At 71.5% G+C, this 23,116-nt stretch carries 21 protein-coding genes; 9 read left to right on the forward strand and 12 right to left on the reverse strand.

Annotated features, from left to right (window positions below; translation table 11 throughout):
* Nucleotides 1-105 precede the first annotated feature (105 nt).
* The 3 genes from chpE to ACFWU3_RS34980 form a co-directional block, all read right to left on the reverse strand.
* A complete protein-coding gene (gene chpE / locus ACFWU3_RS34970; protein WP_313947156.1) occupies nt 106-354 on the reverse strand; it encodes a chaplin ChpE in 249 nt (82 codons plus the stop codon).
* A gap of 139 nt (nt 355-493) precedes the next feature.
* On the reverse strand, nt 494-1,138 hold the full coding sequence (locus tag ACFWU3_RS34975) for a response regulator (RefSeq protein ID WP_384445438.1): 645 nt from the start codon (nt 1,136-1,138) through the stop codon (nt 494-496).
* On the reverse strand, nt 1,131-2,276 hold the full coding sequence (locus tag ACFWU3_RS34980; RefSeq protein WP_384445440.1) for a GAF domain-containing sensor histidine kinase: 1,146 nt from the start codon (nt 2,274-2,276) through the stop codon (nt 1,131-1,133). The genes ACFWU3_RS34975 and ACFWU3_RS34980 overlap by 8 nt, the downstream gene beginning before the upstream one ends.
* A gap of 215 nt (nt 2,277-2,491) precedes the next feature.
* Here ACFWU3_RS34980 and ACFWU3_RS34985 point away from each other — a divergent pair, with 215 nt between their 5' ends.
* The 3 genes from ACFWU3_RS34985 to ACFWU3_RS34995 all read left to right on the forward strand — a co-directional run bounded on the left by ACFWU3_RS34985 (nt 2,492) and on the right by ACFWU3_RS34995 (nt 5,279).
* Nucleotides 2,492-3,187 carry an SDR family NAD(P)-dependent oxidoreductase gene (locus tag ACFWU3_RS34985; RefSeq protein WP_384445442.1) on the forward strand — a complete coding sequence of 232 codons (696 nt, stop codon included), beginning with the start codon at nt 2,492-2,494 and terminating at the stop codon, nt 3,185-3,187.
* Nucleotides 3,188-3,225: 38 nt separating this feature from the next.
* Nucleotides 3,226-4,287, forward strand: a complete 1,062-nt coding sequence (locus ACFWU3_RS34990; protein ID WP_384445444.1) for an S-adenosylmethionine:tRNA ribosyltransferase-isomerase — start codon at nt 3,226-3,228, stop codon at nt 4,285-4,287.
* Nucleotides 4,288-4,565: 278 nt separating this feature from the next.
* On the forward strand, nt 4,566-5,279 hold the full coding sequence (locus ACFWU3_RS34995) for a transglycosylase SLT domain-containing protein (RefSeq protein ID WP_384445446.1): 714 nt from the start codon (nt 4,566-4,568) through the stop codon (nt 5,277-5,279).
* Nucleotides 5,280-5,351: 72 nt separating this feature from the next.
* Here ACFWU3_RS34995 and ACFWU3_RS35000 read toward each other — a convergent pair whose 3' ends face one another.
* On the reverse strand, nt 5,352-7,859 hold the full coding sequence (locus ACFWU3_RS35000) for an FHA domain-containing protein (RefSeq protein WP_384445448.1): 2,508 nt from the start codon (nt 7,857-7,859) through the stop codon (nt 5,352-5,354).
* Nucleotides 7,860-8,105: 246 nt separating this feature from the next.
* Between ACFWU3_RS35000 and ACFWU3_RS35005 the strand changes: the two genes are divergently transcribed.
* Complete coding sequence (locus tag ACFWU3_RS35005; RefSeq protein ID WP_384445449.1) at nt 8,106-9,902, forward strand: streptophobe family protein; 1,797 nt, start codon at nt 8,106-8,108, stop codon at nt 9,900-9,902.
* Between the two features lie 81 nt (nt 9,903-9,983).
* Nucleotides 9,984-11,201: a phosphoserine phosphatase SerB gene (serB, locus tag ACFWU3_RS35010; RefSeq protein WP_384445451.1), complete on the forward strand. Its 1,218-nt coding sequence runs from the start codon at nt 9,984-9,986 to the stop codon at nt 11,199-11,201.
* Nucleotides 11,202-11,376: 175 nt separating this feature from the next.
* Here the strand turns inward: serB and ACFWU3_RS35015 are convergent, their stop codons facing one another.
* The 5 genes from ACFWU3_RS35015 to ACFWU3_RS35035 all read right to left on the reverse strand — a co-directional run bounded on the left by ACFWU3_RS35015 (nt 11,377) and on the right by ACFWU3_RS35035 (nt 14,475).
* A complete protein-coding gene (locus ACFWU3_RS35015) occupies nt 11,377-11,835 on the reverse strand; it encodes an iron chaperone (protein WP_384445453.1) in 459 nt (152 codons plus the stop codon).
* A 220-nt stretch (nt 11,836-12,055) separates the two neighbouring features.
* The gene (locus tag ACFWU3_RS35020) at nt 12,056-12,607 is read right to left on the reverse strand and encodes a SixA phosphatase family protein (protein ID WP_384445455.1); all 552 of its coding nucleotides are present in this window, start codon (nt 12,605-12,607) and stop codon (nt 12,056-12,058) included.
* 73 nt (nt 12,608-12,680) lie between these two features.
* On the reverse strand, nt 12,681-12,881 hold the full coding sequence (locus tag ACFWU3_RS35025; RefSeq protein WP_313947145.1) for a hypothetical protein: 201 nt from the start codon (nt 12,879-12,881) through the stop codon (nt 12,681-12,683).
* Between the two features lie 156 nt (nt 12,882-13,037).
* Nucleotides 13,038-13,154 carry an SGM_5486 family transporter-associated protein gene (locus ACFWU3_RS35030; RefSeq protein WP_313947144.1) on the reverse strand — a complete coding sequence of 39 codons (117 nt, stop codon included), beginning with the start codon at nt 13,152-13,154 and terminating at the stop codon, nt 13,038-13,040.
* A gap of 4 nt (nt 13,155-13,158) precedes the next feature.
* Nucleotides 13,159-14,475, reverse strand: a complete 1,317-nt coding sequence (locus ACFWU3_RS35035) for a CynX/NimT family MFS transporter (protein WP_384445458.1) — start codon at nt 14,473-14,475, stop codon at nt 13,159-13,161.
* Between the two features lie 70 nt (nt 14,476-14,545).
* Between ACFWU3_RS35035 and ACFWU3_RS35040 the strand changes: the two genes are divergently transcribed.
* Nucleotides 14,546-15,232, forward strand: coding sequence for a FadR/GntR family transcriptional regulator (locus ACFWU3_RS35040; protein WP_384445460.1), 687 nt, complete (start codon nt 14,546-14,548; stop codon nt 15,230-15,232).
* Here the strand turns inward: ACFWU3_RS35040 and ACFWU3_RS35045 are convergent.
* The 3 genes from ACFWU3_RS35045 to fabG form a co-directional block, all read right to left on the reverse strand.
* A complete protein-coding gene (locus tag ACFWU3_RS35045) occupies nt 15,204-15,569 on the reverse strand; it encodes a hypothetical protein (protein ID WP_384445462.1) in 366 nt (121 codons plus the stop codon). The genes ACFWU3_RS35040 and ACFWU3_RS35045 overlap by 29 nt on opposite strands.
* Nucleotides 15,570-17,053: 1,484 nt before the next feature.
* Nucleotides 17,054-17,824 (reverse strand): enoyl-ACP reductase FabI, encoded by a 771-nt coding sequence (gene fabI, locus ACFWU3_RS35050; RefSeq protein ID WP_384445464.1) that lies wholly within the window; start codon nt 17,822-17,824, stop codon nt 17,054-17,056.
* A 4-nt stretch (nt 17,825-17,828) separates the two neighbouring features.
* Nucleotides 17,829-18,545: a 3-oxoacyl-[acyl-carrier-protein] reductase gene (fabG, locus tag ACFWU3_RS35055; RefSeq protein WP_313947138.1), complete on the reverse strand. Its 717-nt coding sequence runs from the start codon at nt 18,543-18,545 to the stop codon at nt 17,829-17,831.
* A gap of 146 nt (nt 18,546-18,691) precedes the next feature.
* Between fabG and ACFWU3_RS35060 the strand changes: the two genes are divergently transcribed.
* From ACFWU3_RS35060 to tyrS, 3 genes are all read left to right on the forward strand, one after another.
* Nucleotides 18,692-20,254: a TldD/PmbA family protein gene (locus tag ACFWU3_RS35060; protein ID WP_384445466.1), complete on the forward strand. Its 1,563-nt coding sequence runs from the start codon at nt 18,692-18,694 to the stop codon at nt 20,252-20,254.
* 85 nt (nt 20,255-20,339) lie between these two features.
* Entirely contained in the window at nt 20,340-21,737 is a 1,398-nt protein-coding gene (locus ACFWU3_RS35065; protein WP_384445468.1) for a metallopeptidase TldD-related protein, read from the forward strand.
* A 53-nt stretch (nt 21,738-21,790) separates the two neighbouring features.
* Nucleotides 21,791-23,059: a tyrosine--tRNA ligase gene (gene tyrS, locus ACFWU3_RS35070; protein ID WP_384445470.1), complete on the forward strand. Its 1,269-nt coding sequence runs from the start codon at nt 21,791-21,793 to the stop codon at nt 23,057-23,059.
* Nucleotides 23,060-23,116: the final 57 nt, after the last annotated feature.

Here is a 23,116-nt window from a genome sequence, read left to right on the forward strand (position 1 = left end):
GGCGGGGGCCCCCCCCTGGCCGTCCCCCGGTTCCGCCCCGGGACACCCCCCCCCGCCGCCCACCCCCGGGGGGCATTCCCGCCCCCCGGCGTCGGCGAAGGGGTGTCAGCCGTTCAGGCCCAGGTTGCCGAAGGCCGGGTTCAGGACGCCGATCACGTTGACGCTGTTGCCGACCGCGTTCACCGGGATGTGGATCGGGGCCTGGATCAGGTTGCCCGAGGCGACGCCCGGGGAGCCCACGGCCTTGCCGTCGGCGTACGCGCCGCCGTCGGACGCCGACGCGGCCCCCGCGCCCGCGGCGACGATGCCACCGGCGACGATGGTCAGGACAGCGGCCTTCTTCAGGTTCATCACTTCGAAAATCCTCCTGGACATTCGCTGCGGCCGGCCGCCGCAGCACGCCATGGAGAACGGCCCACGCACGATCAGGATGCGCCGTCCGGGTGACATACACCCGACAGTATGAATCTCGGACCGGAGCGCGACGATCCGATCAGCTGGTCATTCCGTGCCGCACGGCCCACAGCGCCGCCTGTGTCCGGTCCGCGAGGTCCAGCTTCATCAGGATGTTCGAGACGTGCGTCTTGACGGTCTTCTCGGACAGGACGAGCGCGCGGGCGATCTCGCGATTGGACCGGCCGTCCGCGATCAGGCCGAGCACCTCCTTCTCGCGCTCCGTGAGCGAACCCCCGCGGCCCGTGCCGTTGCCCGGCTCGTCCTGGGACAGCAGCGCGCCCGCCACCTCGGGCTGGAGCAGTACATGGCCCGCGTGGACGGAGCGGATGGCGCGGGCGAGGGCCTCCGGGTCGACGTCCTTGTAGACGTAGCCCGAGGCGCCGGCCCGCAGGGCGGGGACCACGGTGCGCTGTTCGGTGAAGCTGGTCACGATCAGCACACGGGCCGGGTTGGAGAGGTCACGCAGCTTGCGCAGTGCCTCGATGCCGTCGGTGCCGGGCATCTTCACGTCCATCAGGACGACGTCCGGTTTCAGTTCCTCGGCGCGCGCCACACCCTCGTCCCCGTCGCCCGCCTCACCGACCACCTCGATGTCGTCCTGGACCTCGAGGAAGGTGCGCAGCCCGCGGCGGACCACCTGGTGGTCGTCGACCAGCAGCACACGGATAGTCCTGTCAGCCACCGGGGACCTCCATCTCGATCGTCGTGCCCTTTCCGGGCGCGGACTGCACCGTGAGCTTTCCCCCGACCCCGCCCGCCCGGTCGCGCATCGAGACGAGGCCCAGGTGGCGGCCGGCCCGGCGGACCGTGCGGGGCTCGAAGCCCGTGCCGTTGTCGGTGACGCTGAGGACCGCGCCCTGGCCGCGGCGGGCCAGAACCACGTCGACCCGGTCGCCCCCGGAGTGCCGCAGTGCGTTGTGCAGGGCTTCCTGGGTGACCCGCAGCAGGGCCTCCTCCTGAGCCGCGGGCAGCGCCCGGACCCCGCAGGTGTCGAACGTGACCCGGGCGCTGTGGGCCCGGTCGAGGACCTGTATCTGCGTACGGAGCGTGTTGACGAGCCCGTCCTCGTCCAGCGCAGCGGGGCGCAACTCCACGACGGCCGCGCGCAGTTCGTCCGCGGCCTCGGCGGCCAGCGAGGCGACCTGGTGGAGCTCCCCCTTCGCGCGTGCCGGATCCCGGTCGACCAGGGCGGCGGCGGCCTGGGCCGTGAGCCGCAGGGAGAAGAGCTTCTGGCTGACGGCATCGTGCAGTTCGTGTGCGAGGCGCGAGCGCTCCTCGGCAATGGTGAGTTCGCGGCTTCGCTCGTAGAGCCGGGCGTTGGTCAGGGCGATGGCCGCGTGCTGGGCGAGGATCGCCAGCAGTTCCTCGTCCTCCTCGGTGAATCCGCAGCCGCCGTCGGGTTTCGGACAGCGCTTGTTCGCGAGGAAGAGCGCGCCGATGGTCTCGTCGCCGTCCTTCACGGGCAGGCCGAGGAAGTCGGACATGTCCGGGTGGGCGGAGGGCCAGCCCTCGAATCGGGGGTCCTTGCGCACATCGCCGAGCCGCTCGGTCTTGGCGTCGCGGAGCATGGCGGCGAGAATGCCGTGCTGCCGGGGCAGCGGTCCGATCGCCTTCCACTGATCGTCACTGACCCCGTCGACCACGAACTGCGCGAAGCCGCCGTGGTCGTCCGGGACGCCCAGTGCCGCGTACTCCGCGTCGAGGAGCTCCCGCGCCGAGGCGACGATCGTCTTCAGCACGTCGCGGACCTCGAGATGCCTGCTCATGGCGAGGAGCGCGGTGCTCACGGCCGCGAGGCCGGAGCGTGGTCGGTGGCTCATGAGCTCACCGTACCCGCGGGGTGTGACGGTCCGTATCGGCCCGCGGACGCAGTCGCCCGGGCCCTGAGGCCTAGGTCCTCGTCCGCCGTTCACGTGGAAACGACCGAGAGGCCCTAGGTCGAAGAACCGAGCAGGGTGGGGTCCCGCGCACGAGGTGGCCGGGCGGGTGGCGTTCCTACGGTGAGGGCATCGACGCGGACAAGGGGATGGACGTCATGCCGGTAGCTGTGATCACGGGTGCTTCGAAAGGGCTGGGGCACGCCCTGGCGGCGGCTCTCGCGGAGCGGGGCTGGGACCTCGTACTGGGGGCGAGGACCGAGGTCGTACTGAGGGAGAGCGCACGGCGGGTGGCCGCGCACGGGACGCGGGTCGTGGCGGTCGCCGGTGATGTGACCGATCCGGCGCACCGCACGGAGCTGGTGGCCGCCGCCCGCGGGCTCGGCGGGCTCGATCTGCTGGTGAGCAATGCCAGTGCGCTGGGGGCGGAGCCGCTGGTGCGGCTGGAGGCGCTGCCGCTGGAGGGGCTGAGGGCGGCACTGGAGACCAATGTGGTGGCCGCGCTGGGGCTCGTCCGGGAGGCGCTGCCGCTGCTGCGGGCGTCGGACGCGGGGACGGTGATCGCGGTGAGCTCGGACGCGGCGGCCGAGGCGTACGAGACGTGGGGCGGCTACGGGGCGTCGAAGGCGGCGCTGGACCACCTCACGGCGGTGCTCGGGGTCGAGGAGCCGGGGCTGCGGGTGTGGGCGGTGGACCCGGGTGACATGCAGACGGATCTGTACGCGGCGGCGGTTCCGGACGACGCCGATCCGCGCCCGGATCCGGTCTCGGTGGTCCCCGGCTTCCTGCGGCTGCTGGACGAGCGTCCGGTCAGCGGCCGGTACGGGGCGCCGGCGCTGCTGGGGTCCGTGTGAGGGGCGCCCGCGGTGCCGCGGAAGGGGAAGGGGGTGCCGTGCTGGACACGCTGCGGGTGCCGGAGGACCTCTCGGCGAGGGTGCCCGCCGAGGTGCGTGGCTCGGGTCGTGACGACGTACGGCTGATGGTCTCGCGGGGGACGCGGGTGACCCATCACGCATTCCGGGATCTCCCCGGTCTGCTGCGGGCCGGTGACGTGCTGGTGGTCAACACCTCCGCCACGCTGCCGGCCGCCGTCAACGGCCGCCTGGCGGGCGAAGCGGTCGTCGTCCACTTCTCGACGCGCGGGGACGACGGCCGGTGGGCGGTGGAGCTGCGGGCCCCCGACGGCGGGGGCAGCACTCTTCCGCGCGCGGGCGGGCCCGCGGGCGCGCGCGTGAAACTGCCCGGCGGCGATCATCTGGTGCTGGAGGAGCCGCTGGCTCCCGGGGGCGTGCGGCTGTGGTGGGCGTCGGCGTCCGTGACCGTGCCGGGGCTGCTGCGCCGCCACGGGCGGCCGATCCGCTACTCCTACACGGCCGGGGACCAGCCGCTGGCCGCGTACAGGACGGTGTTCGCGCTCCTCTCCCCCGACGGCACCGGCTCGGCGGAGATGCCGAGCGCCGCCCGGCCCTTCACGCCCCGGCTGGTGGCGGAGCTGGTGAGCCGGGGGGTGCAGCTCGCTCCCCTCACCCTGCATACGGGCGTGGCCTCCGCGGAGGCGCACGAACCGCCGTACCCGGAGCGCTTCGAGGTGCCGGCGGCGACGGCGTGGCTGGTGAACGCGGCACGGGCGGGCGGCGGGCGGATTCTCGCGGTCGGCACGACCGCCGTACGGGCGCTGGAGTCGGCGACGGACCCCGACGGAGTGGTGCGGGCGGCGTCGGGATGGACCGATCTCGTGGTCACGCCCGAGCGGGGGGTGCGTGCCGTCGACGGGCTGTTGACGGGGCTGCACGAGCCCGAGGCCTCGCATCTGCTGATGCTGGAGGCGATCGCCGGGCGTGCGGCGCTGGGGCGTGCGTACGGGGAGGCGCTCGAACGCCGCTATCTGTGGCACGAGTTCGGCGACATCCATCTCCTTCTGCCCGCCGAAAGCACTCACTCTTTGCATTGCTGAAGCAACGGATCGTGAAACGGTTTGCCCTCCCATGTGAGCCCGCGCATAGGACGCAGATCACTTACGAAGCAGACTAGTGGATACAAAAAGGGCACTTGAGCATGGGATGAATGGGCATACGGGCGATTTGCCCGACCCCTGATCCACTATCGCGGATCGTACGTCACACCTTTGCCAGGGCTTTTTGCTGGCGCTAAGAATTGCAGCCGTCGCCCGCCGTAGAGCGCAGCGCCGCTCCGGCCTGATGCGACTTCCGCTACTCGAAGAGGTACGACGATATGTCTGCGTTCAGCACCCGTATGACCAAGACCCGCAAGGTCTCGATCGCCGGTATCGCCGCCGCCGGTGTCGCCGCACTGACCCTTTCCCTCGCCCCGGCCGGCGAGAGCGACGCCGCCGTCGCCGTCGCCGAGCCCCAGGCCGCTCAGAAGATCGCCCCGGTGGCGATGACCCTCGACGCGCCGAAGACGCTGTCGCTCGACGCCGCCGACCAGTCGGCTTCCGCGGCCAAGGTGAAGGCCGCGGCCGACGCCGCGGCGAAGAAGGCGGCCGCCACGAAGAAGGCCGCCGCCGACGCTGCCGCGAAGAAGAAGGCCGCGGCCGAGGCCGCCGCGAAGAAGCGGGCGGCCGACCAGGCCGCCAGCCGTGCCGCCGCTCGCAAGCCCGTCTACGCGAACAACCTGGACGGCTGGATCCGCGAGTCGCTCGACATCATGAAGAAGCACAAGATCCCGGGCAGCTACCAGGGTCTGCACAAGAACATCATCCGCGAGTCCAGCGGTAACCCGAACGCCATCAACGACTGGGACATCAACGCGATCAACGGCGTCCCCTCGATCGGCCTGCTCCAGGTCATCAAGCCGACCTTCGACGCGTACCACGTCGCCGGCACCAAGCACAGCCAGTACGACCCGGTCGCCAACATCGTCGCCGCGGCCAACTACGCCGCCGACCGCTACGGCTCGATCGACAACGTCAACAGCGCCTACTGAGGCTGACGACCCACACGCCGGAGGGCGGCACCCCATGCGGGGTGCCGCCCTCGGGCGCGTTTCCGGTTCGGCCTACTTGCGCATGACCTCGGGCTCGTGGCGGCGCAGGAAGCGCGCGACGAGGAATCCGCAGAAGGCTCCGAGGGCGAGCAGGGCGGCCATGTCCATGCCCCAGGCCGCCGCCTCGTGGTCCCACAGCGGGTCGGTGCTGGTCGGGTCGTCGGGGTTCGGGCTGATCTTGTTGAAGTCCAGCGTGGCCCCGGCGGCGGCGACCGCCCACCGCGACGGCATCAGATACGAGAACTCGTTGACGCCGATGGTGCCGTGCAGGATGAACAGACACCCGGTGAAGACGACCTGGATGATCGCGAACATCACCAGCAGCGGCATCGTCTTCTCGGCGGTCTTCACGAGCGCCGAGATGATCAGACCGAACATCATCGAGGTGAAGCCGAGCGCCATGATCGGCACGGACAGCTCCAGCATCACCGCGCCGCCCATGACCAGACCCTCGGAGGGCAGCTCACGGGTGGAGAAGCCGATCGCGCCGACCAGGGCGCCCTGGAGCACCGTGATCATGCCCAGGACGATCACCTTGGACATCAGATACGCGGAGCGCGACAGACCCGTCGCGCGCTCGCGCTCGTAGATCACCCGCTCCTTGATCAGCTCACGGACCGAGTTGGCGGCTCCCGCGAAGCACGCACCGACCGCGAGGATCAGCAGGACCGTGGTCGCCGTGCCGTTCGGGATGATCCGGCCGGTCTGCGCGTTCACGTTCGGCAGCAGACCCTTGTCCGGGTCGATCAGCAGGCTGACCGCGCCGAGCACCGCCGGCAGGATCAGCATCAGCGCCATGAAGCCCTTGTCGGACGCGATCACCGACACATAGCGGCGGACCAGCGTGACCAGCTGGGAGCCCCAGCTCTGCGGCTTCGGCGGCTTGCTCTGCTGCGTCACCAGGTTCACCGGCTGCGCGGCCACGGCGTCGATGTCGGCCGCGTACATCTGGTAGTGCTGCGAGCCGCGCCAGCGGCCCGCCCAGTCGTAGTCGCGGTAGTTCTCGAACGCCGAGAAGACATCGGCCCAGGTGCTGTAGCCGAAGAAGTTGAGCGCTTCCTCCGGCGGACCGAAGTAGGCGACCGAGCCGCCCGGAGCCATGACGAGCAGCTTGTCGCACAGCTGGAGCTCGGCCACGGAGTGGGTGACCACGAGGACGGTGCGGCCGTCGTCGGCGAGGCCGCGCAGCAGCTGCATCACATCGCGGTCCATGCCCGGGTCGAGACCGGAGGTCGGCTCGTCCAGGAAGATCAGCGACGGCTTGGTCAGCAGCTCCAGAGCGACCGAGACGCGCTTGCGCTGGCCGCCGGAGAGCGAGGTGATCTTCTTGTCCTTGTGGATGTCGAGCTTGAGCTCGCGCAGCACCTCGTCGATACGGGCTTCGCGCTCCGCGTTCGCGGTGTCGCCCGGGAAGCGGAGCTTGGCCGCGTACCTGAGCGCCTTACGGACCGTGAGCTCCTTGTGCAGGATGTCGTCCTGCGGGACCAGACCGATGCGCTGGCGCAGCTCGGCGAACTGCTTGTAGAGGCTCCGGTTGTCGTAGAGCACGTCTCCCTGGTTGGCGGGCCGGTAACCGGTGAGCGCCTTCAGCAGGGTGGACTTGCCCGAGCCCGAGGGGCCGATGACACCGATGAGCGACTTCTCCGGCACACCGAAGGACACGTCGCGCAGGATCTGCTTGCCGCCGTCGACCGTCACGGTGAGGTGGCGGGCGGAGAAGGAGACCTCGCCGGTGTCGACGAACTCCTCGAGCTGGCCGCCGACGATACGGAACGTCGAGTGACCGACGCCGACGATGTCGTTCGGGCCGATGAGGGCCGTACCGGACTTGGCGATCGGCTGACCGTTGACGTACGTACCGTTGTGGGATCCGAGGTCACGGATCTCGAAGCGGCCGTCCGGGTGCGAGCTGAACTCGGCGTGGTGACGCGAGACCTGGAGGTCGGAGACCACCAGTTCGTTCTCCAGCGCACGGCCGATACGCATCACGCGGCCGAGCGAGAGCTGGTGGAACGTGGTCGGGCTGCGGTCCCCGTAGACCGGTGGCGCCCCCGCCGCGCCGCCGGAACCGCCCGGACCGGGCTGGTGCGGGACCTGTGCCTGCTGCGGCTCGGGCCAGTTCTGCCCGGGAGCCTGCTGCCACTGCTGCTGCGGCGGCTGTTGGGCCGGAGCCTGCTGAGCTGCCGCCTGCTGAGGAGCCGCGCCCTGTGCGCTGTAGGCGCCCGCCGCCGCACCGGACAGATTCAGCCGCGGTCCGTCGGTGGCGTTGCCCAGGTGCACGGCCGAGCCGGGAGCGATCTCCATCTGATGGATCCGCTGGCCCTGGACATACGTGCCGTTGGTACTGCCGTGGTCCTCGATGACCCAACTGCGGCCGCCCCAGCTGATGCTGGCGTGCCGCCACGAGACCCTGGCGTCGTCGATCACCAGATCACCCTGAGGATCACGTCCGAGGGTGTACGACCTGGACGGATCGAGCGTCCAGGTCCTTCCATTCAATTCCAGTACGAGTTCCGGCACTCCATGCCCCACTAGTTGTCCCCCGAGTTACCCCCATCACAGGGAGTCTAGGGATGGCGAACATCGTGGGGAACTATTTCAGGCGCGGTCCCGTATCCGAAAGTCGGGCCATGTGAAGACCGCGTCCCGGTTGCCCGTTGACGGAGGAGAAACACCCCCGGAGAGTGGTAAGCACCCACAGTCGGCACGGATCATGCTGGACTGGGGACAACTGGGTCAAACCCAGCAGGGATCGGGGGGTCCGGGATGAGCGCGACCGGCAGCGACGACAAGGTGCCCTGGGTCGACGTGGTGCTGTCGTCGATCGCCGCGGTGAGCTGGGCGCTGGTGGGCATGGCGGGGGCGGCGGCGCTCGGCCTGCATCTGCTGGGCGCCGACGCATCGGCCTCACTGGGCCCGATGACGGCGGCCGTCGTGGTGCTCGCCGTGAACGGTTCGGTGACGCCGAGCGGTGATGTGTCCGCGTTCGGACTCGACGGCGCGACGGCCGAAACGGCCGTCGACTTCACGCCACTTGGGGTGGGTCTGTTCGGTGCCCTGCTCCTTGCGTACGTCTTTCTACGCTCTCTGCGGCGGGCCGGTCCGCACATCTCGGGAGGTGAACTCGGCGCTCGCGCGGGCGGTGTGGTCGTCCTGTTCGTCGCGACCGTCGGCGGGCTCGCGTGGGCGGGCCATGACGTCATCACCATCGACGGCGCGGAGCTGGGGCTCGACGGCGCGATCCCGGGGACCGGCGGGGACGGCGGAATCGAGGTGCCGGGACTCGGCGACATCGGTGACATCGGAGGGCTGCTGCCGGACCGCATCGGGGACCTGGTGGACGCGAAGGCGTCCGTCGGGTTCAGCGTGAACACCGCCGATTCGCTGGTGGGGGCACTGCTGTGGGTGCTCGGCGTGCTGGTCGTCGCGCTGCTCGCGGGCCGCCGCGCTCCGCTGCCGAGCGGCGCGCCGTGGGACGCGGTACGACGGCACATCCGTCCCGCCGCATCGGCGATGGTCGCGGTGCTGCTGGTCGCCGTGCTCGCGGGGTACGCGGCGGCGGCCTACGCGGCCGTCGGCGACGACCACCCGAAGCGGATCGCGGGCGCGGCGCTGCTCGGGGCGCCCAACGGGGTATGGCTCGGCGTGCCGCTGGGGCTGTTCGTGCCGTGGGACGGCACGGCGACGGGTGAACTCGCGAAGGTGCTGCCGGACCCCCTGGACGAGTTCCTGCGGATCTCGGCGGACGAGCCGGCGACCGTGGGCAGGCTGGCCGAGCTGGACGGGCGGGTGTGGCTGCTCGCGGTGGCGACGGCCGTGATGATGCTGTACGCCGGGGTGTTGGCGGCCTCCCGGACGCCGGTCGGCCGCCGGGGGACGGCGGGTTTCGCGGGCCGGTGCGCGGTGCGGCTCGCGGTGGTGGGCGCCCTGACCCTGCCGCTGCTGGTGTGGCTGACGGACGTGTCCGCCGGCGCGTCCCTGTCGGTCCTCGGCCTCGACGCGTTCGGTGCGGGCATCGAGCTGCACGGCCGGGCGGGCATGGCGCTGGTGCTGGGTGCGGCATGGGGAGCCGCGGCGGGCGGGGCGGGGGCGCTGCTGGTGTACGCGACCCGGGGCGGCCGGCGGGGCGAGGATGCGGTCCCGGCCGAGGTGCGCGAGGGGCCGGGTCCGTACCGGCCGACATCCCCGTACCGGCCGCCGAATCCCGACACCAATCCGTATCTGCGCCTGCCGCCCGAGGTCCGCGACGCACCTGCGGAGGGCAGCGCCGGGCGGGACCGGGCTTCATGGGGCCGGGGGGCGCCGCCGCAGGACGGCGGCGGCCCTCCGCGGGACCGCGATGTCCCTCCGCCCGGCCGGGGCGCTTCCGTGCGGAAGGATCGTGGGGTTTCCGGGGAGGGGGACCGCGGGACTTCCGGGGAGAGGCACCGTGGCGGCCCTCCGGAGATCCACGGCGCTCCGACGGTCGCGGGGCCCATGCCTCCCCTGCCGCCGCGCCGCCTGCCCCCGCCCGAGCAGGAGGACGGCCCGCCGCCGCCCCGGCCGCCGAGGTCCGGCAGATAGCCGCTCACCGGGTCGGACGCCTGTCCGCTCCTCGGGACGCGACGTCTCGCCGTCGTCCGGGCCCGATACGGTGGAACCACCATGAGCGCTTCGCAGACTTCCGACGTACGCACCCTTCTCGTCAAGATCTTCGGGAAGGACCGTCCCGGGATCACGGCCGGTCTCTTCGACACCCTCGCCGCCTTCTCCGTCGACGTCGTCGACATCGAGCAGGTCGTCTCCCGTGGCCGCCTCGTGCTGTGCGCGCTGGTGACCGCGCCGACCGCGGGCGGCACCTCGGAGGGCGAGCTGCGGTCCACCGTCCACAGCTGGGCCGATTCGCTGAAACTCCAGGCCGAGATCATCTCGGGCACGGGTGACAACCGGCCGCGCGGCAGCGGCCGTTCCCATGTCACGGTGCTCGGGCACCCGCTGACCGCGGAGTCGACGGCGGCCATAGCGGCCAGGATCGCGTCCACCGGCGGAAACATCGACCGCATCTTCCGGCTCGCGAAGTACCCGGTCACCGCCGTGGAGTTCGCCGTCTCCGGTGTGGAGACCGAGGCCCTGCGCACGGTCCTGGCCATCGAGGCCGCGGACATCGGCGTCGACATCGCGGTGGTCTCGGCGGGTCTGCACCGCCGCGCTCAGCGCCTGGTCGTGATGGACGTCGACTCCACGCTCATCCAGGACGAGGTCATCGAGCTGTTCGCGGCGCACGCGGGCTGCGAGGACAAGGTCACCGCGGTCACCGCCGCGGCGATGCGGGGCGAGCTGGACTTCGAGCAGTCGCTGCACGCGCGGGTGGCCCTGCTGGCCGGGCTCGACGCCTCGGTCGTCGACAAGGTACGCGCCGAGGTACGGCTGACGCCGGGCGCCCGCACCCTGATCCGTACGCTCAAGCGGCTCGGCTTCCAAGTGGGCGTGGTCTCCGGCGGGTTCACCCAGGTCACGGACGACCTCAAGGAACGCCTGGGCCTGGACTTCGCCTCGGCGAACACCCTGGAGATCGTCGACGGGAAGCTCACCGGCAAGGTGGTCGGCGAGATCGTGGACCGGGCGGGCAAGGCGCGGCTGCTGCGCAGGTTCGCGGCGGAAGCCGGCGTACCGCTGGCGCAGACGGTGGCGATCGGCGACGGTGCCAACGATCTGGACATGCTCAACGCGGCCGGGCTAGGGGTCGCGTTCAACGCCAAGCCGGTGGTCCGCGAGGCCGCGCACACGGCGGTCAACGTGCCGTTCCTGGACACGGTCCTCTATCTGCTGGGGATCACCAGGGAAGAGGTCGAGGCGGCGGACGAGCCGAACGCCGAGCACTGAGCTGCGGGCGTCGGCGGCACACGCCGCGGCCCAGGTGGGCGGGCCACACGGCCGAGGCCCCGGCACGGTGTGCCGGGGCCTCTCGTCTGCTGCTGGGGCGCGTCGGTCCACTCCGCCGGGCGCCGAGCGGGGCGGCCACGCGAGGCTGCGGAACCCCCCGCGTACCGACCGGGCCTCAGCCCACCGCCTGCTTCACCAGCGCCGCGATCCGCGTCTCCACCTCGGGTGTCACCTCGGTCAGGGCGAATCCGGCCGCCCACATCGTGCCCTCGTCCAGCTTCGCCTGGTCGCTGAACCCGAGCGTCGCGTAGCGCGCCTTGAACTTCTCCGCGCTCTGGAAGAAGCAGACGATCCTGCCGTCCAGCGCGTAGGCGGGCATCCCGTACCAGAGCTTCGGCGCGAGGGCCGGGACGCTGTCGGTGATGACGGCGTGGACGCGCTCGGCCATGATCCGGTCCGATTCCTGCATCTCCGCGATCTTCGCGATCACGTCCCGCGCCGCCTCCGCCGCCTTGTCCGCGCGCGAACTGCGGCGGGCCGCCTTCTTCAGCTCCTGGGCGTGATCCTTCATCGCGGCCCGTTCGTCGGCCGAGAATCCCTCGTGCGTTCCGCTGCCGCTTTCGCCGCTGGTCATGGAGCCCTCCCCTTGGGTCACCGGCGACACATCACCGGGAATGCCGGAACGATAGCCAGCCGCCTCGGGATGTCGTGCGCGGTTCCGCGGTGGTGGTGCGTCGCAGCCGGACGGCCCGAACTGCGGCCCCGGCACGACCCGATGGGCCGCGGGGGCGCAGTCCGGCCTCCGTCGATTCCGGCCGGGTGCCGACAGGGACGGCCGGCGGGAGACGCACGGCTCAGTCGTGCGGCGCCCAGTACTCGAGCAGGGTGCCGACCCCGTGCTCCAGGGACTTCCAGGAACCGGTGAACCCGACGACGGCGAACGACGACGTCGGAAAACCGCTCTGCGTCATACGGGCGAGGGCGTCCGCCTCCGCCTTGCCGGCGAGGGCGTCGGCGAGCGCGTGCATGCCGGGGTTGTGCCCGATGACGAGCAGGTCGTTGACCGAGTCGTCGGTCTCGTTCAGCAGCGCGATCAGGTCACCGAGCGAGGCGTCGTACAGACGCTCCTCGTACACCGTCTTCGGGCGGTGCGGCAGCTCGTGCACCGCCAGCTTCCACGTCTCACGGGTTCTGGCCGCCGTCGAGCACAGGGCCAGATCGAAGGCGATTCCGGTTTCGCCGAGCCGGCGGCCTGCCACCGGGGCGTCCATGCGGCCGCGGTCGGCGAGCGGGCGCTCATGATCGGCCACTTCCGGCCAGTCGGCCTTCGCATGCCGGAGGAGCACGATCCTGCGGGATTCGGGGGGTCCGGGGGGTGTGCCACCGGACGACGTGGCGACGCTCATGCACTCCAGCTTCGCATGAAATGCGCCAACGGGCGCAGGGTGTTGACCGGCTGCCCCACCACGAGTGATTCCGTCAGCGTGCGAGTGTGTGCCGGATGTGCTCGAGGATGCGTCCCATCGCGGGGTCGCCGTTCGCGGCGTGTGCCTGCGCCGGGTCGGCGATCACGACGAGCAGGACGACGAAGGCGAGCATCGGGAGCGCCACGGCCCACCACGGAAGCCGGATGTCGACGCTGCCCTTGGTCCGGGACGGGGACTGCGTGTGGGCCGGCATGGCCGCCTCCGTGGGGTCTGTGGCTGATGACCTCAAAGCTACGGATCATGCGTGCGGCGGCCCATCCGGTGACCCACCCACTTCACCCTGACCCTGGCCCCCTAGGGGATGGTGGTGCTGGCACCACCATCGACGCGCGCCGGGCCAACGGCCGTGTCAGGGAGAGGCGATGGAGGCGATGACGCCGATCACCACGGTCACGGCGAGCATCGCGCCGAAGACGAGGAGAAGCTTCTTCTGACCGTTCGGGGGATTCGGATCGAGCACAGGCATGGGTTCAGTTTCGCACGACCGCTTCGTCCTCGATCGTCCGGTCCCGGCCGGCGCGCACACCGACCGCGATCTGCGGCACGAGCAGCCCCGCCATCAGCGCGATCGGCAGTCCCCAGCCGCCGCTGTGCTGGTAGAGCACCCCGACGAGCAGCGGGCCGGGAATCGAGATCAGATAGCCGGTGGACTGGGCGAACGCGGAGAGCCGTACGACGCCCGCGCCGGTCCGCGACCGCATGCCGATCATGGTGAGGGCGAGCGGGAAGGCGCAGTTGGATATCCCGAGCATCAGCGCCCAGGCCCAGGCCCCGGCGGCCGGGGCGAAGAACAGGCCCGCGTAGCCGGTCAGTCCGCACAGGCCCAGGGCGATCACGATCGGGCCCTGGTTCTTCATCCGGGTGGCCAGCCGCGGAATGACGAACGCCAGCGGCACGCCCATGACCATGGTCACGGCGAGCAGCACTCCGGCGGTCGAGGCCGAGACCCCCGCGTCGCGGAAGATCTGCGGCATCCAGCCCATGGTGATGTACGCGCCGGTGGCCTGGAGCCCGAAGAAGCAGGCGAGGGCCCAGGCGGTGGGACTGCGGGTGATCCGCGGTGCGGGGGCCTGCCGGGAGCCGGCCGCGGCATCCGCCCGCTCGCTCTCGGCGGCGGGGCTGCGGTCGCGGATCAGGGCGACCCAGGGCAGTACGGCGAGGACGGCGACCCCGGCCCAGACGGCGAGGCCGGTACGCCAACTGCCGCCGAGCGCCTCGGTCATGGGGACCGTCGCGGCCGCCGCCACGGCGGTGCCCAGGGCCAGGGCCATGGAGTAGAGGCCGGTCATGGAGCCGACGCGGTCGGGGAAGTACCGCTTGACGATCACCGGCATCAGGACGTTGCTGACGGCGATGCCCATCAGGGCGAGTGCGCTGGCGGCCAGGAAGCCGGGCGTACCGCCGGCGAAGGGGCGGATCAGCAGCCCGGCGGCGATGGCGACCATGCCGGCGCAGACGACGGCGCCGGGTCCGAAACGGCGGGCGAGACGGGGAGCCGCGATCCCGAAGACGGCGAAGCAGAGCGGCGGTACGGAGGTGAGGACGCCGGCGACGCTGCCGCTCATGTGCAGGCCGTCGCGCGTCTCCTCCAGGAGCGCGCCGAGGCTGGTGATGGCGGGACGGAGGTTGAGCGCCGCGAGGACGATGGCGGCCATGACGAGCCGGGTGATCCAGACGGTGTGGGGCCGGGTTCCGGGTGCCGCGGCGGTACGGTCCGTGGCGGCGGTCAGGGGCAGCGACCGGGCCTGGGGCTCGCTCGGGGTCTGGGTCTGTGTCTCGTCCGGCATGAGGCCATCATAGAATCATGGGATGATTGGTTGTCCAATCCCGGACGACCGGTTCCGAGCAAGGAGCACGATGTCGCTGACCTCTCCCCGGCGCTCAGGGCTCACCGACCAGGTGATCGCGCAGCTGCGGAATCAGATCACCTCGGGCGAGTGGCCGGTGGGCTCACGGATTCCGACGGAGCCGGCTCTCGTCGAGCAGCTGGGCGTCGCGCGCAACACCGTCCGCGAGGCGGTCCGCGCGCTCGCCCACAACGGTCTGCTGGACATCCGGCAGGGCTCGGGCACCTATGTGCTGGCGACGAGCGAACTGGCGGGCGTGATGCACCGGCGCTTCGCCGACGCCAGCCCGCGGCACATCGCGGAGGTGCGCTCGACGCTGGAGTCCTCCGCGGCACGGATGGCCGCGGAACGCCGTACGGAACGCGATCTGAAGCAGCTGGACGCGCTGCTCGCCCGGCGCGAGGAGGCGTGGGCGACCGGCGACGCGGAGCGGTTCGTCGCCGTCGACGCGACGTTCCACCTGGCCGTGGTGGCCGCCTCGCACAACGACGTGCTCAGCGAGCTGTACGCCGACCTCGGCGACCTGCTGAGGGACTGGCTGCGCGACGACGTGGGCGCCGAGCTGCGCCCGGAGAACCACATGGACCACGCCCGCCTGGTCGAGGCGATCCGCGCGGGCGACGGCGACACGGCGGCCGCGGAGGCGGCGGGCTACCCGTTCCTGTGCCTCAGGGGGCGGCCTGCGGCTGGTGGCTGACCCAGGCCGAGCGGACTTCCTTCCAGCACCGGTCGGTGATCTCGACGTACCCCGCTGGGGCGATGTCGGCGGGCGAACCGTCGACGTCGATGTCCCACCAGCGCTCACACTCGATGTGCAGCCGGACCCGGTCGACGGCGGGGTACGGGTTGTGGCAGAAGGCGGTGGCCTGCGAGCCCTCGACCACGGTGCGGCAGTCGGCCGCGTAGACGGGCGCGGGAGGCGCGGGAGCGGGCTTGGGCATCGGGCGGTGGGGCTGGGAGAACGCGTCCGGAGTCACCCACAGGAGGAGTGTCACCGCTGCAAGCACGGGCGCCGAGCGCCAGTTCGTACGCATGAGCAGGACCTCCTCGGCCGTACGGCGGCGCAATCGCCGCGGCTGCACCACAAGGGGGATTGCTTCTCCAGAGTCCCTGTCATCCGGCGAAACCGCGCGGCGTCGCGGGCCGAACGGGCGAAACGGGCGGTCGACGACGGGTGGTGGGGTGGTCGTGACGACGGGCCGTGATCGCGCGGGGTGAGGGCCGGCGGGGCCGGTGGGGCGGGCGGGAGCAGGCCCTGATGGGTGGCCGGCGCCCGGGCGGCAGAGGCTCAGCGCGGTCGCAGCCCCGGCGACGGGCGACCTGGCACATGACCGGTGCCGGTGCCGCTGCCGCTGCCGGAACAGCATCAGCCGGACGACGCAAGCCGGGACCGACGGGCAGCGACCCGGGAAGGCAACCGGGGGCGGGGGTGCCATCGGTACGGCAGGCAGCCGGCCATGGCGACGGCGCGTGGCCCGCAGCCGAAGCAGGGGCGCACCCGCCGGGCGTGGACAGCGGGCAGCCGGACTCGGGCCGGCAGGGGCCCGGGCCGAAGCGGCACGGCCGGGAGGGCGCAGTGCCTGGCCAACAATGCACAGGGCAACAACCGGCCACCGTCGCGGCGACCCCCGGCGGCCAGCGGGCGCCCGGCGAGAACCAGGGACCAGCACCGAAGCGGCACGGCCGGGAGGGCGCAGGTCGGCGCAGGGACAGGGCCGCAACCCGCTCGGCAACCGCCCGCCGTCGCGGCGATCCCCGGCGGACAGGGGGGTTCGGGCGAGAGCCAGGGACCACCACCGGGCCAACCGGCCGAGGCGGCAGGGCCGGGACGGCGCAGGGCTACGGCAGCAACAGCGCACGGCAACCACCCGCCGTCGCGGCGACCAGCGGCAGGCAGCGGGCGGCGGGCGGCGGGCGGCGGGCGGCGGGCGGCGGGCGGCGGGGATGAGCCAGGAGACCAGCACCGGGCCAACCGGCCGTGCCGAAACAGCAGGGCTCGCACGACGTCACCCGGCCCCGTCGACAGCGGCCCTCGGCGGGCGGCGGGGATGAGCCAGGAGACCAGCACCGGGCCAACCCGTGCCGAAACAGCACGGCCGCGACCGCGCAGGACGGCGCAGCGCCAGGACAGCAACAGCGCACGGCAACCACCCGCCGTCGCGGCGCCCCTCGGCAGGCAGCGGGGGGCGGGCGGGGTCGACCGGCCGGGCCGAAGCGGCAGTGCCCGCACGACGTCACCCGGCCAGGTCGACAGCGGTCCACAGCGAGCGGAGGCGTACCCATCGGGCCGTGGCGCGCCGCCCCTACAGCCGACGCGGCCGGCCACCCCCGTGCAGCCCTGGGCGAGGGACAGTCCGGCGGCTACCCGCAGTCCGGAGCAGAGCCCGGTGCCCGCCCGCCGCACCCGCCGGGCCCGCGCACAACGAACGCCGGGCCGCCCGCACCCGCGGGCTGCCCGGCGTTCACAGCGACCGGCCCGCGGGACAAGCCACCCCGCACGCCCGACGCCGAAGGCGTCCTACGCGCCCATCATGTGGACGCCGCCGTCCACATGCACCACCTCGCCCGTCGTCCGCGGGAAGAAGTCCGACAGCAGGCCCACCACACCGCGGCCCGCCGGGTCCGGGTCCGAGAGGTCCCAGCCGATCGGGGCGCGGTGGTTCCAGACGTCCGCGAGCTCCTCGAAGCCCGGGATCGACTTCGCGGCCATCGACTTGATCGGTCCCGCCGAGACCAGGTTGCAGCGGATGTTCTGCGCGCCGAGGTCACGGGCCAGGTAACGGTTCGTGGACTCCAGCGCCGCCTTCGCCACGCCCATCCAGTCGTACTTCGGCCATGCGATCGTCGCGTCGAAGGTGAGGCCGACGATCGAGCCGCCGCGCTGCATCAGCGGCAGGCAGGCCATGGCCAGCGACTTGTACGAGTACGCCGAGACCTGGACCGCGGTCGAGACGTCGTCCCAGCTCGCCTCCAGGAAGTTGAACGCGCCCTGCGGGCCGAAGGCGATCGAGTGCACGATGCCGTCGAGGCCCGACTCGTCGCTGGAGTGCTCACGGATCTTGTCGGCGAGACCGTCCAGGTGCTCCTGGTTGGTCACGTCCAGCTCGATGACCGGGGCGGGCTTGGGCAGCCGCTTCGCGATGCGCTCGACGAGGCTGAGGCGGCCGAATCCGGTGAGGATGACCTCCGCGCCCTCCTCCTGCGCCACCTTGGCCGCGTGGAAGGCGATCGAACCGTCCGTGAGGACGCCCGTGACGAGAATGCGCTTGCCGGCGAGGATTCCACTCATGTGATCAGTGACCCATGCCCAATCCGCCGTCAACGGGGATGACGGCTCCAGTGATGTACGAGGCGTCGTCGGAGGCGAGGAAACGCACCGTGGCGGCGACCTCTTCCGGCTTCGCGTAACGGCCGAGCGGCACCTGCGAGACGATGCCGGCGCGCTGGTCGTCCGTGAGCGCCTGCGTCATGTCGGTGTCGACGAAGCCGGGCGCGACGACGTTGAACGTGATGTTGCGCGAGCCGAGCTCGCGGGCCAGGGACCGGGCGAAGCCGACCAGGCCGGCCTTGGAGGCGGCGTAGTTGGCCTGTCCCGCGGAGCCGAGCAGACCGACCACCGACGAGATCAGGACGACGCGGCCCTTCCTGGCGCGCAGCATGGCCCGGTTGGCACGCTTGACGACGCGGAACGTGCCGGTGAGGTTGGTGTCGAGAACGGCCGTGAAGTCGTCCTCGGACATACGCATCAGCAACTGGTCCCTGGTGACACCGGCGTTGGCCACCAGCACCTCCACCGGACCGTGCTTCTCCTCGATCTCCTTGTAGGCCTGCTCCACCTGCTCGGCGTCGGTGATGTCGCACTTGACGGCCAGGAAGCCGTCCTTCTGCAGGGCGGCGGGATCGCCGGAGCGGTACGTGATCGCGACCTTGTCGCCGGCATCGGCGAACGCGCGGGCGATGGCGAGGCCGATGCCCCGGTTTCCTCCGGTGACGAGAACCGAGCGGCTCAACGGATCACCCTTTCGATAGCGGTCTGGTATGCGAAAACCTATCGGTCCCATCCCCTTCGCGGAGAATCGGGCCCTGACAGCGCCTCGTTCGCGTCACTGTCGGGTCCCTACAGAAAGGCGCTGGGCAACGGCCACCCCGGCGCGACATGATCGGGGCGACCCGTCTCGACGACAGGAGACATTTCGTGCCTCATACCATCGACGAAGCCTTCACGGCACTGCCGCTGCGGGCGCTCGCCGACGCGGCGCTCGCCAGGGCGCGGGCGCTCGGCGCCGACCACGCCGACTTCCGCTTCGAGCGCGTACGCAGCGCGGCGTGGCGGCTGCGCGACGCCAAGCCGGCCGGCTCATCGGACACCACGGACCTCGGGTACGCGGTGCGGGTGGTGCACGGCGGCGCCTGGGGCTTCGCCTCGGGCGTCGACATGACCATGGACGGGGCCGCCCGGGTCGCGGGCCAGGCGGTCGCGATGGCGAAGCTGTCGGCGCAGGTGATCGCGGCGGCCGGCTCCGACGAGCGGGTGGAACTGGCGGACGAGCCGGTGCACGCCGAGAAGACGTGGATCTCGGCGTACGAGATCAACCCCTTCGAGGTGCCGGACGAGGAGAAGACGGCGCTGCTCGCCGAGTGGAGCGGGCGCATGCTGCGGGCGGACGGCGTGGCACATGTGGACGCCTCGCTGCTGACCGTGCACGAGAACAAGTTCTACGCGGACACCGCGGGTACCGTCACCACGCAGCAGCGGGTGCGGCTGCATCCGCAGCTCACGGCGGTCGCCGTGGACGAGACGACCGGTGAGTTCGACTCGATGCGGACCATCGCGCCGCCGGTGGGACGCGGCTGGGAGTATCTGACCGGCACGGGCTGGGGCTGGGACTCCGAGCTGGAGCAGATCCCGGAGCTGCTCGCGGAGAAGATGCGCGCCCCGAGCGTGCAGGGCGGGCGTTACGACCTCGTGGTGGACCCGTCGAACCTCTGGCTCACCATCCACGAGTCGATCGGCCACGCCACCGAACTGGACCGGGCGCTCGGCTACGAGGCGGCGTACGCGGGGACCTCGTTCGCCACCTTCGACAAGCTGGGCAAGCTGGCCTACGGCTCCTCGGTGATGAACGTGACCGGCGACCGCACCGCAGAGCACGGACTCGCCACCATCGGGTACGACGACGAGGGTGTGCAGGCGCAGTCGTGGGACCTGGTCAGGGACGGCACCCTGGTGGGCTACCAACTGGACCGCCGGATCGCGAAGTTGACCGACCTCGGCCGTTCCAACGGCTGTGCGTACGCGGACTCCCCCGCGCATGTGCCCGTCCAGCGGATGGCGAACGTCTCGCTCCAGCCGGCGGCCGGCGGGCTGTCGACGGAGGATCTGATCGGCGGGGTGGAGCGCGGGATCTATGTCGTGGGCGACCGCTCGTGGTCGATCGACATGCAGCGCTACAACTTCCAGTTCACCGGTCAGCGGTTCTTCCGTATCGAGAACGGCCGGCTGGCCGGTCAGCTGCGCGATGTCGCCTATCAGGCGACGACGACGGAGTTCTGGGGCTCGATGGAGCAGGTGGGCGGCCCGCAGACGTATGTGCTGGGCGGCGCCTTCAACTGCGGCAAGGCCCAGCCGGGCCAGGTCGCCGCGGTCTCCCACGGCTGCCCCTCGGCCCTGTTCCGCGGTGTGAACATCCTCAACACCACGCAGGAGGCGGGGCGATGAGCGGGCGCGGCACGATCCGCCGGGGATCCGGGCGTCGTACCCCGGGCAGGCACAGTCTCAACACCACGCAGGAGGCCGGACGCTGATGTCGACGAATCGCCACACCAAGCCCCACGAGATCGTCGAGCGCGCGCTCGAGCTGTCCACTGCCGACGGCTGCGTCGTCATCGCCGACGAGCAGTCCTCCGCGAATCTGCGGTGGGCGGGCAACGCCCTCACCACCAACGGCGTCACCCGGGGCCGCACCCTCACGGTGATCGCCACCGTCGACGGCAAGGAGGGCACCGCCTCCGGTGTCGTCTCCCGCTCCGCCGTCACCGCCGCGGACCTCGAACCCCTCGTCCGGGCCGCCGAGGAGGCCGCCCGTACGTCCGGTCCGGCCGAGGACGCCCAGCCACTGGTCTCCGGGGTCGAGGCGTCGCCCGACTTCACCGACGCTCCCGTGGAGACCTCGTCGGCCGTCTTCGGGGACTTCGCGCCGGCGCTGGGAGAGGCGTTCGCCCGCGCCCGGGCCGGCGGGCGGGAGCTGTACGGCTTCGCGAACCACGAGCTGACCAGCACCTATCTCGGCACCTCCAGCGGTCTGCGGCTGCGGCACGACCAGCCGAACGGCACCTTGGAGGTGAACGCCAAGTCCCCGGACCGCTCGCGCTCCGCGTGGGCCGGCCGTTCCACGCGCGACTTCAAGGACGTGGACCCGGCGGCCATGGACGAGGAGCTGGCACAGCGCCTCGGCTGGGCCGAGCGCCGGATCGAGCTGCCCGCGGGTCGCTACGAGACCCTGCTGCCGCCCACCGCGGTGGCCGACCTGCTGATCTACCAGCTGTGGTCATCGACGGCCCGGGACGCGGCCGAGGGCCGTACGGTCTTCTCCAAGCCCGGCGGCGGCACCCGTGTCGGCGAGACGCTCTCCCCCCTGCCGCTGACGCTGCGCAGCGACCCGAACGCGGCGGGCCTGGAGTCCGCGCCGTTCGTGATCGCGCACGCCTCGGGCGACGACGCCTCGGTCTTCGACAACGGTCTGCCGCTGCCGGCGACGGAGTGGGTGCGCGACGGCAAGCTGGAGCATCTGGTGACCACGCGGCACAGCGCCGCCCTGACGGGTCTGCCGGTGGCGCCCGGCGTCGGGAACCTGATCCTGGACGGCGGCGGCGAGCGTTCGCTGGACGAGATGGTGGCGGCGACCGCCCGCGGGCTGCTGCTGACGTGTCTGTGGTACATCCGCGAGGTCGACCCGGCGACCCTGCTGCTCACGGGTCTGACCAGGGACGGCGTCTATCTCGTGGAGAACGGCGAGGTCGTCGGCGAGGTGAACAACTTCCGCTTCAACGAGTCGCCGGTCGATCTGCTCTCGCGGACGACGGAGGCGGGCCGGACGGAGAAGACGCTGCCGCGCGAGTGGGGCGACTGGTTCACCCGGGCCGCGATGCCCGCGCTCCGGGTCCCCGATTTCAATATGAGTTCGGTCAGCCAGGGCGTATAACCTCGGAGGCGTCTGTAGGGACAGACGCACTCACCGAAGGAGACGCGAGAGAAGTGACGGACATCGTCGACGAGCTGCAGTGGCGCGGGCTGATCGCCCTGTCCACTGACGAGGACGCATTGCGCAAGGCGTTCGCGGACGGTCCCGTCACGTTCTATTGCGGCTTCGACCCGACCGCGCCCAGCCTGCATCTGGGCAATCTGGTCCAGATCCTCACGATGCGCCGGATCCAGCTGGCGGGGAACCGCCCGCTGGGTCTGGTCGGCGGGGCGACGGGCCTGATCGGCGACCCCAAGCCGAACTCGGAGCGCACGCTGAACGCGCCGGAGGTCGTCGCGGGCTGGGTGGACCGGCTGCGGGCGCAGATCGAGCGCTTCCTGGACTTCGACGGTCCGTACGCCGCGACCATGGTCAACAACCTGGACTGGACGTCGGGTCTGTCGGCGATCGACTTCCTGCGGGACGTCGGCAAGTACTTCCGGGTCAACAAGATGATCGCGAAGGAAGCGGTCGCACGACGGCTGAACTCGGACGCGGGCATCAGCTACACCGAGTTCAGCTACCAGATCCTTCAGGGCATGGACTTCCTGGAGCTGAACCGGCGGTACGGCTGCACGCTGCAGACCGGCGGCAGCGACCAGTGGGGCAACCTCACCGCGGGCACGGATCTGATCCACCGGGTCGAGCCGGAGGCCGTGGTGCACGCGCTGGCCACCCCGCTGATCACCAAGGCGGACGGCACCAAGTTCGGCAAGACGGAGTCCGGCACGGTCTGGCTGGACCCGGAGCGGACGACGCCGTACGCCTTCTACCAGTTCTGGCTGAACGCGGACGACCGTGATGTCTCCAAGTTCCTGCGGATCTTCAGCTTCCGGTCCCGCGACGAGATCGAGGAGCTGGAGAAGCTGACGGAGGAGCGTCCGCAGGCGCGCGCGGCCCAGCGTGCGCTGGCGGAGGAGCTGACGACGCTGGTGCACGGAGCCGACGAGTGCGCCGCCGTCGTCAACGCCTCCAAGGCGCTGTTCGGTCAGGGCGATCTGGCCGAGCTCGACGAGCCGACGCTGCGTGCCGCTCTGTCGGAACTGCCGCACGCCCGGGTCGCCGAGCTGGCGCCGGTCGTCGATCTGTTCGCCGAGGTCGGTCTCGTGGCCAGCAAGTCGGCCGCCCGCCGCACCGTGAAGGAGGGCGGGGCCTACGTGAACAACACCAAGGTCACGGCCGAGGACGCGGTCCCCACCCACGAGGACCTGCTGCACGGCCGATGGCTCGTCCTGCGGCGCGGCAAGAAGAACCTCGCCGCCGTCGAGGTGGCCACGGCCTGACACGGTCGCGGGGCGGGCGCGCGGTGCGGCCCGCCCGGGGCCCCCGGGGCGGGCGCT

It is taken from the genome of Streptomyces sp. NPDC058685, assembly GCF_042714725.1.
In the GTDB taxonomy this organism is placed as follows: domain Bacteria; phylum Actinomycetota; class Actinomycetes; order Streptomycetales; family Streptomycetaceae; genus Streptomyces.

Coding starts and splice junctions, on each gene's coding strand:
- ACFWU3_RS34980 (WP_384445440.1), bottom strand. CDS start 2,276: ATGAGCCACCGACCACGCTCCGGCCTCGCGGCCGTGAGCACCGCGCTC.
- ACFWU3_RS34985 (WP_384445442.1), top strand. CDS start 2,492: ATGCCGGTAGCTGTGATCACGGGTGCTTCGAAAGGGCTGGGGCACGCC.
- ACFWU3_RS34995 (WP_384445446.1), top strand. CDS start 4,566: ATGTCTGCGTTCAGCACCCGTATGACCAAGACCCGCAAGGTCTCGATC.
- ACFWU3_RS35005 (WP_384445449.1), top strand. CDS start 8,106: ATGAGCGCGACCGGCAGCGACGACAAGGTGCCCTGGGTCGACGTGGTG.
- serB (WP_384445451.1), top strand. CDS start 9,984: ATGAGCGCTTCGCAGACTTCCGACGTACGCACCCTTCTCGTCAAGATC.
- ACFWU3_RS35015 (WP_384445453.1), bottom strand. CDS start 11,835: ATGACCAGCGGCGAAAGCGGCAGCGGAACGCACGAGGGATTCTCGGCC.
- ACFWU3_RS35020 (WP_384445455.1), bottom strand. CDS start 12,607: ATGAGCGTCGCCACGTCGTCCGGTGGCACACCCCCCGGACCCCCCGAA.
- ACFWU3_RS35025 (WP_313947145.1), bottom strand. CDS start 12,881: ATGCCGGCCCACACGCAGTCCCCGTCCCGGACCAAGGGCAGCGTCGAC.
- ACFWU3_RS35030 (WP_313947144.1), bottom strand. CDS start 13,154: ATGCCTGTGCTCGATCCGAATCCCCCGAACGGTCAGAAGAAGCTTCTC.
- ACFWU3_RS35035 (WP_384445458.1), bottom strand. CDS start 14,475: ATGCCGGACGAGACACAGACCCAGACCCCGAGCGAGCCCCAGGCCCGG.
- ACFWU3_RS35040 (WP_384445460.1), top strand. CDS start 14,546: ATGTCGCTGACCTCTCCCCGGCGCTCAGGGCTCACCGACCAGGTGATC.
- ACFWU3_RS35045 (WP_384445462.1), bottom strand. CDS start 15,569: ATGCGTACGAACTGGCGCTCGGCGCCCGTGCTTGCAGCGGTGACACTC.
- fabI (WP_384445464.1), bottom strand. CDS start 17,824: ATGAGTGGAATCCTCGCCGGCAAGCGCATTCTCGTCACGGGCGTCCTC.
- ACFWU3_RS35060 (WP_384445466.1), top strand. CDS start 18,692: ATGATCGGGGCGACCCGTCTCGACGACAGGAGACATTTCGTGCCTCAT.
- ACFWU3_RS35065 (WP_384445468.1), top strand. CDS start 20,340: ATGTCGACGAATCGCCACACCAAGCCCCACGAGATCGTCGAGCGCGCG.